Here is a 7907-nt window from a genome sequence, read left to right on the forward strand (position 1 = left end):
TGTCCAAGGACATCTACTCCTACCTGGCACAGAGCGCGATCGCCTACCGCGGGATGGACCCCTACGTGGTCAGCCCGGCCCGCGGTTTGGGCGTCGAGCACGTCCTGACCCGATCGGTGCCCAACCTGTGGCGCGACACCCCCGCGCCCTACGGGCCACTGTTCCTGTGGATCGGCAAGGGCATCACCGCGATCACCGGCGAGAACATCACCGCCGCGATCTTCCTGCACCGTCTCGTCGCCCTCGTCGGTATCGCGCTGATCGTCTGGGCACTTCCCCGCCTCGCGCGTCGCTGCGGGGTGTCATCGGTTGCCGCACTCTGGCTCGGCGCGATGAATCCGCTGGTCATCCTGCATCTCGTGGGCGGCATCCACAACGAGGCGCTGATGCTCGGCATGATGCTGGTCGGGTTGGAGCTGTGTTTCCGTGCCATCTACGGCACCGACCGGATCCGCCGGAACGGTACGTGGTGGCCGTCGGCGGCGGGATGGACACTCCTCGCCGGGATCGCGGTGATCTCGGCCTCGGCGATGGTCAAGGTGACGTCCATGCTCGCCCTCGGATTCGTGGGCATCGCCCTCGCTCAGCGCTGGGGCGCCTTTCTGCCCGCCCTGAGGCACGCCCCGATCGGCCAGTGGTGGGAGCGGTCGCGTCGCTCAGTCGCCGCGCTGGCGGCCTCGGCGACACTGCTCATGTCCGTGCTCGGCGTCGTCACGGTCGGTATCTGCCTGGGCACCGGGCTCGGGTTCGGCTGGACGACGACGCTGTCCACGGGCGATGTCGTCCGGTCGTGGATGTCGATGCCGACGCTGTTGTCGGTGACGACCGGACGGCTCGGCGTCAGTTTGGGACTCGGCGATCAGACGCAGGCGATCCTCGAGGTCGGCCGACCCCTCGGCGAACTGATCGCCGCGGCCTTCATCATCCGCTGGATGTTGGCGTGCCTCGGGGGACGACTCCACCCGCTCGGCGCGTTGGGTGTGTCAATGGCCACAGTCGTGGTCTTCTTTCCCTTCGTGCAGGCCTGGTATCTGCTGTGGGCCGTGATCCCGCTCGCCGCCTGGGCCACCCGTCCGTGGTTCCGCCTGACGACGATCGCGGTCTCCGCGATCATCGCGATCGTGGTGATGCCGACGAGTTCGAATACCAGCGGTGTCGTACTCGCACAGGGACTTCTGGCCGGCGTGATCATGGTCGCGGTGATGACGGCGCTGTTCTTCGAGGACCTGCCGATCCACCGGTGGTGGCGTGGCATCCGGGACCGGGCGTCTGCGTCCGGCCGGGCCACGAAACCGTGACCGAATCACGTCGTTCGACCAGTTCGGCGCGGTTCCACGTTTTGGGGACCATGGCGTGGACCGAATAGTCTGGCCGGTGTGCGCGGCACGACGACCCGAGAAAGACCCCATGGCGATGATCGACGACCCGATCATCGGAACGAGGGTCCTCCGGTGAGCGCGGCCACCGACGCGCCGATGCCGGCGCTGCAGATCACGGGACTGGTCAAACGCTACGGCGACCGGGTGGCCGTGGACGGCCTCGATCTCGAACTCGCATCCGGTACGGTCCTGGCCCTGCTCGGCCCCAACGGTGCGGGCAAGACGACGACTGTGGAGATCTGCGAGGGCTTCCTGACTGCCGACGCGGGGACGGTGCGGGTCCTGGGGCTCGACCCCATGGCGAACAACGACGAGATGCGTCGCCGTATCGGCGTGATGCTGCAGGGCGGCGGCGCCTATCCGGGCGCCCGGGCCGCGGAGATGCTGCGGCTCTGCGCCGCCTACAGCGCCGACCCGATCGACCCGGCCTGGCTGCTCGAGGCGTTGGGCCTGTCGGAGGTGGCACGCACCCCGTTTCGCCGTCTCTCCGGCGGACAGCAGCAGCGCCTGTCGCTCGCCTGCGCCATCGTCGGGCGTCCGGAACTGGTGTTCCTCGACGAGCCGACCGCCGGACTCGACGCGCACGCGCGAATCATGGTCTGGGAGCTGATCGAACGTCTCCGCGGCGACGGGGTGTCGGTGCTGCTGACCACACACCTGATGGATGAGGCCGAGGAACTCGCCGACAAGGTGGTGATCATCGACCACGGGCGGGTCGTCGCCGCGGGCACCCCGGCGGACCTGACCAGCCGGGGCGCCGAGAACGAACTGCGTTTCACCGCGCCCCGCGGGCTGGACCTGACGATGCTGCGGACGGCACTCCCTGAGGGCTATCGATGTTCGGAACCGACACCCGGCGGCTACCTCGTCAGAGGTCAGGTCACTCCCCAGGTTTTGGCCACCGTCACCGCGTGGTGCGCGAAGATCGACGTCCTGGCCACCGACCTGCGCGTGGAGACCCGCAGCCTGTCCGACGTCTTCCTCGATCTCACCGGACGGGCGCTGCGACCATGACGACCACCGCCAACCGCTTCGCCCCCGGCACGTTCACACCCCGCCCCCGCGCGGCGTCGCTGCCCGCGATCCTCGCGGCCCAGTCCCGGATGGAACTGCTGCTACTGCTGCGCAACGGCGAACAGTTGCTGCTGACCATGTTCATCCCGATCACCCTGTTGATCGGGCTCTGCCTGCTCCCGGTGGACACCGGGCTCGGCGAGTCCACCGCCGAGCGGGCCGACACCTTCGTCCCGGCGATCATGACCGTCGCGATCATGTCCACGGCGTTCACCGGACAGGCCATCGCGCTCGGCTTCGACCGCCGCTACGGCGCGTTGAAGAGACTCGGGGCGACACCGATCCCCCGCTGGGGCATCATCGCCGGTAAATCGGTTGCGGTCACCATCGTGGTCGCGCTGCAGGCGCTGATCATCGGCGGCATCGGCGTGGCTCTCGGCTGGCGTCCCTCGTTGCTCGGGCTGGTCCTGGGTGTGGTGATCATGGCGATCGGGACCGTGACCTTCTCGGCGCTGGGCCTGCTGCTCGGCGGGACGCTGAAGGCCGAGGTCGTGCTCGCGCTGGCCAATCTGCTGTGGTTTGCACTGGTGGGTTTCGGCAGTCTGGTCGTGATGGCCGACCGGGTCGGTTCGGTGGCTCACTGGGTGGCCCGATGTGTGCCGTCGGGCGCCCTCACCGAGGCTCTCGGTCAGGCGACGCACGGCTCGGTGGACGTCTTCGGCATTTGTGTGTTGGTGGCATGGGCGGCGGTGGCCGGCGTGCTCGCGATGAGGTGGTTCCGTTTCGAATGACAGTCTCCAAGACACCCCCGGCGCCCGTGTCAGCGGCTCCAGGCAACGATGGAACCGGCGGCCGGTTCACGCGAGTGCCCGGTTTCGGCCGCCCGACGGCACGTTTCGTCTACTGGTGGGCGATCGCCAGCCTGGTCGCCAACATCGGCATCGTCGCGACCGGCGGGGCGGTGCGCCTCACCGGTTCGGGTCTGGGCTGCCCGACCTGGCCCAAGTGCACCGACGAATCGTTCGTCCCGCACGGTGCTCTCGGTCTGCACGGCGCCATCGAGTTCGGCAACCGCATGCTCACCTGGGTGCTCACCGTCGTCGCCATCGCCACCTGGGTCGCCGTATGGCGCTATGCCCGGGCGGTCCGCCGCGACCGCTGGCTGGCCACGCTCCTGGCCCTCGGCATCCCCTTCCAGGGGGTCATCGGCGGCATCACGGTGCTGACGAAACTCAACCCGTGGGTCGTGTCGCTGCACTTCGTGTTGTCGATGGTGCTCATCTCGGGTGCCACCGTGCTGGTCTTCCGCATGCGTCCCGACGCACCACCGCCCCGGCAAGCCGGGACCGGGGTCCGGCTCGGCCGCCGCTTGGCCTGGCTCCAATACCTGGCCACGTGGGCGGCTATCTACCTCGGCACCGTGGTGACCGGGTCCGGCCCGCACGCCGGTGACACCGAGGCCCGCCGCAACGGCCTGGCACCCGACCACGCCACTCAGCTGCACGCCGACATCGTGTTTGTCCTCGTCGGATTGTCGGTGGCGATCGCGGTGTTCGTGCGCGTGTCGAATCTCGAGGAGCAGCGGACCGCGTATGCGTTCCTGGGCCTGCTCGGGCTGCAGGGCGTCCTCGGTTTCGTGCAGTACTACACGGGTCTGCCGATCGCGCTGGTGATCGCACACATGACCGTGAGCGCACTCCTGCTGGTCTGCACGACGTGGCTGGTGCTGCAGTTCGGCTCGCGGACGCAGGCCGTCGTGCCGGCGCCCGTCGTCACGGGCCAGAGAACCGCCCGACCCGATTGACGGCCGCTACGACGCCGGTAGCAAGCGGGCCAGGATCCCGTTCAGGTCGATGGTGAACATCGCCGTGCGGAACTCGTGCCCGCCGGAAACCTCGTGCGCTTCGAACGCGATACCCGCGTTCTGCAGCCGGTTGCGGAACTCGCGCTGGCCGCTCAAGACCTCGGTCTCGTTCACGGTACTGAACCAGTCGACCGGTGCCGGACTCGTCCCGGCAACCAGGAAGACACGCGTGGCCGCGTAGCGTGCGATGTTCTCGACGGGATTGTCCGCGCTGACGCGTTGTTGGGCCCACGGTGCCCCGTACACCGTCCCGCCGCCCAGATCGGTCGTGGACGAGAGGTTGGCCCAGTGCACGACGAGACCGGCATCGCGGCGCAGGCTCGCCGGGCCGGAGTGCGCGCTGACCGAGGCGAAATGGCCGAAATACTTGGCGGCGTACTTCAGCGCACCGAACCCGCCCATCGAGAACCCGCCGACTGCTCGTCCGGCACGCGTCGCGTGGGTGCGGAAGTTCGCGTCGATCCAGCGCAGCAGTTGCTGGATGTGGAAATACTCCCAGTTCCGCGGTCCCACGAACGACGACACCGGATTCGAGTACCAGCCGGTGTGCCCGCCGTCGGGCATGACGACGACGATCGGCTCGCCCGCGGTGAGGCCGCGAATGTTGTGCGCGACGTCGAACGTCCGGAAGTCCTGGTTGCCGCCGTGCAGCAGGTACAGCACGGGATAACGCAGCCCACTGTTGACGTAGCCGTCGGGCAGCAGCACATTCACACCCGGATCCCAACCGATCGCGCCGGTTCGGAACCGGTAGAACTTCAGCCGCGAGTCGTTCTCGTTGCGACCTACGATGTCCAGCCCGAAGCCATTGGCGACCATACGAGAAGCGTATGCCCGCACCATGCGGCACACCCGCGTAGTGCGCTACCCGAATGGTGACGGCAGCACCTGTCGGTTACCGCGGCAGGTCCCGCCGTCGCCGCCGGTCAGAGGATCGCGCGGTTGCGTGGCTTGGGGAAGCGGGACTGGTTGGCGACCCATCCGGCCATCTGCCGGTAGTGCGACGGCTTCACGTTGGCCGCCGAGGTCAGGTCCCGGTCCCATTCGGCGGTCTCGAGCCCATCGATGGCGTCCACGACCGCCTGTGCTGTGGCGAGATCGGCGACGACGCGGTCGCCGAGGATGCCGCCCTTCTCACCGACGAGGGTGATCCGGACGCCCGCCGCGCCGATCGGCTGCAGCACCGCCTTGGCCGTACCGCCCTCGCGGCCGATGAATCCCTTGATCGAGCCGACCACGTCGCTGGGTGCACTCACCGCGGACTCGGACGGGACGTCGTTGTGCGTACCGGACTCAGCGCTCATGGATGTTGAGCATACCGGTCCCCGATCCGCAGCCTGCGACCGTGTAGAACAGTGCCATGCGCGCAATTCAGGTTATTCGGCACGGCGGCCCGGAGGTTCTCGAGTACACGACTGCCGACGATCCGATCCCTGCGCCGGGCGAGGTCCTCGTCCGCACGGCCGCGATCGGCGTCAACTTCATCGACACGTACTTCCGCCGCGGTCAGTACCCGTCGGTGCCGCCCTACGTCCCCGGCGTCGAGGGGGCCGGCGAGATCGTCGCGGTGGGCGCGGACGTCGCCGACCTGACCGTCGGGCAACGGGTGTGCTGGGTGGACGCGGGCGCGAGCTACGCCGAACTCGTCACCGTGACCGCCGCGCGGGCGATCCCGATCCCCGACGGTGTACCCGACGACGTGGCGGGGTCGGCGATGCTGCGCGGGTTGACCGCCCACTATCTCCTCGACGGCAGCGCCCACCCCGGCGCCGGCGACACGGTGCTGATCCACGCCGGCGCCGGAGGTGTGGGTCTGATCGCCACGCAGCTCGCGAAACTGCGCGGCATCCGGGTCATCACGACGGTGTCCTCCGACGAGAAGGCCGCGTTGTCCAGCGCGGCGGGTGCCGATCACGTGCTGCGCTACGGCGACGGTCTCGTCGAGCAGGTGCGGTCGCTGACCGACGGGCGCGGTGTGCCGGTCGTCTACGACGGAGTCGGCGCCGACACGTTCGAACAGTCGCTGGCCGCCACCGCCGTGCGGGGCATCATCGTACTTTTCGGCGCAGCGTCGGGGCCGGTGCCGCCGTTCGACCTGCAGCGCCTCAACCCGGCCGGGTCGCTGTCGGTGACCCGGCCCACCCTCGCGCATTTCATCGCCGATCCCGCGGAGTTACGCTGGCGTGCGGGTGAGTACCTCGGCGCGGTGGCGGCCGGCAACGTCGACGTACGGGTCGGCCAGCGGTACCGGTTGGCCGACGCGGCTCAGGCCCACACCGACCTCGAGGGGCGCGTCACAACGGGAACGACGGTGCTGATCCCCGGCTGATCCGCCGCGGTGCGCCACCCGGGGGTGCTGTCACCCCGGGGTTGGTTGTCAGAAGTAGCTGGTGATCAGCGGGAGGTTCACGACCGCATCGATGGCGAGGCCGCAGAACAGGATCGCGAGGTACTCGTTGGACTGTAGGAAGATCTTCAGCGGGGCGACCTCGGCACCGGCCTTTGTCTCGCGATACAGCTTGTGCACGCGGCTGCCGAACCATCCGCCCGCGACGACGGCGACCGCCGCGTAGATCCAGCTCGTCGCGGCGATCAGGACAAGCGAGCAGAGCACCGTCACCCATGTGTAGAGCATCATCTGACGGGTGACACGTTCCTCGGTCGCGATGACGGGCAGCATGGGGACGCCCGCCGCGCGGTAGTCCTCCTTGTAGCGCATCGCCAGCGCCCACGTGTGCGGTGGCGTCCAGAAGAAGATGACCAGGAACAGCACGATCGGCTGCCAACCGAGGCTCCCGGTGACCGCGGCCCACCCGACCAGTGTCGGCATGCAGCCGGCCGCACCACCCCACACCACGTTCTGCCAGGTACGGCGTTTGAGGATCATCGTGTACACGCCGACGTAGAATGCGATCGTCGCGGTCACGAGCAGAGCGCTCAGCAGATTCGCAGCCCACCACAGCACCGCGAAGGACCCGAGCCACAGGGCGATACCGAACACCAGCGCACTACGCGTCGAAACGGCATGCCGGGCCAGCGGCCGGCGTGCGGTCCGTTTCATCTTCTGGTCGATGTCGGCGTCGACCACCATGTTGAGGGTGTTCGCGCTGCCGGCGCCCAACCACCCGCCGAGCAGCGTGAACGCGATCAACGCGAGGTCGACATGCCCGCGGTCGGCCTGCAGCATCACCGGGATGGTCGCCACCAGCAACAGTTCGATGACCCGTGGCTTCGTCAGCGCGATGTAGGCGAGCACGGTTGCGCGGGCGCGGGACAACACCGATCCACCACCGGCAGTCGGGGACGCCGCTGATGATCCGTGGGTACCGCGGGACGCGGCGGACAGATCTCCGCTCACACGCTCCCCTATCCTCACGGCCTCTCCTCGTCTGCCCCGGAGTCGTCGGGACTCGAGCGATGTCGACCGCGACGGGGACTACTACCGAGCATGGTAGACGGTGACGTCGGCGATCGAAGAATCGCGGTCGGCATCGCGTTGGGTCCCTCGCCGCGCTGCGGCCTGGCGCGGCCCATTACTCTGGAACACAACCGGCCGCATGCATCCGTTCGGCTGAGGCTCTGCCAACAACCCATCGACAAGGCACAGGAGACGACACGACCGTGGTGCTCACAGATGACATTCGCGCGTT

General features: G+C 68.4%; 7 protein-coding genes and 1 pseudogene. 5 read left to right on the forward strand and 3 right to left on the reverse strand.

Annotation, left to right across the window (positions count from 1 at the left end; genetic code table 11):
• The 4 genes from mptB to GORHZ_RS21400 all read left to right on the forward strand — a co-directional run.
• The coding region (gene mptB / locus GORHZ_RS21385) for a polyprenol phosphomannose-dependent alpha 1,6 mannosyltransferase MptB (RefSeq protein ID WP_006336752.1) at positions 1-1298 on the forward strand (1298 nt) is incomplete at its 5' end.
• 177 nt (positions 1299-1475) lie between these two features.
• Positions 1476-2393 carry an ABC transporter ATP-binding protein gene (locus GORHZ_RS21390; protein ID WP_051999027.1) on the forward strand — a complete coding sequence of 306 codons (918 nt, stop codon included), beginning with the start codon at positions 1476-1478 and terminating at the stop codon, positions 2391-2393.
• Positions 2390-3184, forward strand: a complete 795-nt coding sequence (locus GORHZ_RS21395; protein ID WP_006336755.1) for an ABC transporter permease — start codon at positions 2390-2392, stop codon at positions 3182-3184. Before GORHZ_RS21390 ends, GORHZ_RS21395 begins: the two co-directional genes overlap by 4 nt.
• Complete coding sequence (locus GORHZ_RS21400; protein WP_006336756.1) at positions 3181-4197, forward strand: COX15/CtaA family protein; 1017 nt, start codon at positions 3181-3183, stop codon at positions 4195-4197. Before GORHZ_RS21395 ends, GORHZ_RS21400 begins: the two co-directional genes overlap by 4 nt.
• Positions 4198-4203: 6 nt before the next feature.
• Here the strand turns inward: GORHZ_RS21400 and GORHZ_RS21405 are convergent.
• Positions 4204-5070 (reverse strand): annotated as a pseudogene (locus GORHZ_RS21405) (alpha/beta hydrolase); the annotation flags it as partial.
• A gap of 113 nt (positions 5071-5183) precedes the next feature.
• The gene (locus GORHZ_RS21410; RefSeq protein ID WP_006336758.1) at positions 5184-5561 is read right to left on the reverse strand and encodes a hypothetical protein; all 378 of its coding nucleotides are present in this window, start codon (positions 5559-5561) and stop codon (positions 5184-5186) included.
• Positions 5562-5617: 56 nt separating this feature from the next.
• Here GORHZ_RS21410 and GORHZ_RS21415 point away from each other — a divergent pair, with 56 nt between their 5' ends.
• Positions 5618-6586, forward strand: coding sequence for a quinone oxidoreductase family protein (locus GORHZ_RS21415; RefSeq protein ID WP_006336760.1), 969 nt, complete (start codon positions 5618-5620; stop codon positions 6584-6586).
• Between the two features lie 48 nt (positions 6587-6634).
• Here GORHZ_RS21415 and GORHZ_RS21420 read toward each other — a convergent pair whose 3' ends face one another.
• Positions 6635-7615 carry a heme o synthase gene (locus GORHZ_RS21420; protein WP_040532877.1) on the reverse strand — a complete coding sequence of 327 codons (981 nt, stop codon included), beginning with the start codon at positions 7613-7615 and terminating at the stop codon, positions 6635-6637.
• Positions 7616-7907: the final 292 nt, after the last annotated feature.

This window comes from Gordonia rhizosphera NBRC 16068, from assembly GCF_000298195.1.
In the GTDB taxonomy this organism is placed as follows: Bacteria; Actinomycetota; Actinomycetes; order Mycobacteriales; family Mycobacteriaceae; genus Gordonia; species Gordonia rhizosphera.